Origin of the sequence: Citrobacter sp. S46_ASV_140 (assembly GCF_018919545.1) — a bacterium.
Taxonomy (GTDB): Bacteria; Pseudomonadota; Gammaproteobacteria; order Enterobacterales; family Enterobacteriaceae; genus Citrobacter; species Citrobacter braakii.
The window spans coordinates 1-2,139 of the sequence record NZ_JAHLRC010000239.1; the positions used below are offsets into that span (position 1 = coordinate 1).

General features: G+C 41.9%; 1 protein-coding gene. It reads left to right on the forward strand.

What is annotated here, in order from left to right; all coding sequences use genetic code 11:
* Positions 1–1,925 (forward strand): T6SS effector BTH_I2691 family protein (locus tag KQJ19_RS23320; protein WP_216404256.1); only part of this gene is annotated, 1,925 nt, incomplete at its 5' end.
* Positions 1,926–2,139: the final 214 nt, after the last annotated feature.

A 2,139-nucleotide genomic window follows, 5' to 3' on the forward strand; every position in this document is an offset into this window, starting at 1 on the left:
CAACAGGGATAACGCATGAGCTGACGGGATGGACAAACGATGTCCTGGCGATGGCGAAGATATTCGGTGATGAACGCGCTCTGGAGTTCTGTACCCAGAATCTGATAAATGGTGTTAAGGAGATTATAAAAAAGAGTGCTGAGCAGAATGTGGAAGAGCAGCTCGCGGCATTGGGTGGTTCACTTTCAACATCTCGCGATATTGATTACGCATATGGAATGTATGTCTGGAACGAGGGACGGAAAGGCAATACGGATGTTTTAAGCCGGGAAGAATTTGAGCGTCAGGCGAAGAAAAGACAGGAGCAGAATCTGAAAAGGTCGCGGGTGGCAAATAACCTGCGCAGATATAAAAGAAAGATAAAGCAAGAGAGCCTGGATTCGTTTATTAATTGTAGTGAGGTCCTGACACAAAAAATCGATAAACAACTCGAAGTGATAATTGCTTTCCGCTGTCAATGGCTTAAATCTCCATGTTTTATTCGTACACTGCAGGACTTTTATTCTGATCTTTCACAGGATAATTTGCACTTTCGTGAAATTGCGGCTTTTGCGATGTCTGGGTTAGGTGCGGCGAAATCTGGTGTGAGTTTACTCGATGACTGGATAAAAGATTACTCAACTGCTGATGAAAATAACCTTGTCTGGCGTACACATTTTTATAATGCACCTGAGTTAATGACTGTTGCCGAATCCTTGCTTGCCAGAGTACGCAAAGGAGTGAGTCAGCAGGTCACAGAACAAAGTTTATTAGCATTTTTTGAGTCAAAATCCGGCGACCTGGTTAAATTATTCGAAGGATTTAGTAAAGCAACAGCTGCGCTGGATGAGCCACTTGGAAATGATCCAGTCTGGTCAAAGCGAGTGTTGTATCAAGTTGACCAACATATGGCAACGCTGGGTTCACGATTATTCTCGGTTTCGGGTGTGGGACCAAAATTGGACACCATAAACGATCTTGTCGTTAAAACGCTCTGTTCTCTTTCAGCAGGTAAAACAATAGCTGAAATAAAATCTTTCTCTAGTAAATATTTTGGCTGGGCGACTGAGCGTAGTTACTATGTAAACGAAATTCTCTTTGTTAATCCTCAGAAAAACAGAGTGTCAGGGCGCTTAAAAGTCGCTCAGGTGCGGTTCTCCGATCTGGAAAAGGCGACTGCGGAATTCAGTATCAAGGGAGCGAAAAAAAATGCTTATCGTGCGACAAGTATCAATTTCCTGGTGCTCTTTTTTAATATGGCGGAGCTATATAACCAGGCAGATCATTTTAAACGTGATGACTTTTCCAGTTATGCCAAACTGGTCGCTGCAGGATTCGCCACCACGGGAGGTGCGGTTGATATTGTCAGTAAGATGATGGATGTCATAAAAAAAGATGATAAATCGTTTCCGAAACTGAAATGGGTAGGGGCCAGTTGTGCAATGCTTAATGCCATTGCATCGTTGGGGGCTGATTTTTCAGATGCTTACCAGTTAAAAGATGAAAAATCAATAAGTAAACGATGGGCATACAGAGTGTTATATTTGGGAAAAATCCTTAATGACGTAACGACCATTATTGCACTCAGCGGCAAAGTTATGCCTGCTTTAATGTCAAAATTTGGCTGGAGTACGGCTGTCGGCAGTACGGATATGTGGCTGGGACGCGCAGTTGCACCTACGGTTTATGCGCTGGGTATTGAGTGGATTGGTGTCTTCTCGTCCTGGCAGTTCGCTTTGTTACTGGTGGTAGTGGATTATGCCCTGAAAGAGTATTTTTTTGAAGATGAAATTCAAGTCTGGCTGCAGAACACGCTGTTTGGCAAAAAATTTTCGAAAGATATTGATAGCTACTCTGAAGAAAAAAAAGCAGAACTTATAGTGAAATGTGGAAAATCGTTGATGGAATGCGTACGTAAAATAGAATCTACCAGTAAACAGAATTGAATTATATTTTCAAATAAATTCATTGAATAAATATCGGCATGGTCATATTACATATTGTAAGAATAAATTATGAAAAAAGAACTGAAATTCTCGGACGGGTTGCGAAGAGGTCTGGAAGGCAGCAATAAAAAATATCCGCTTCATAACTATCTGCAGCAAAAAAGTGAGCTGGCGCGAACGCAGGAAATTCTGCGCAATATCGAGGCCAAAAATG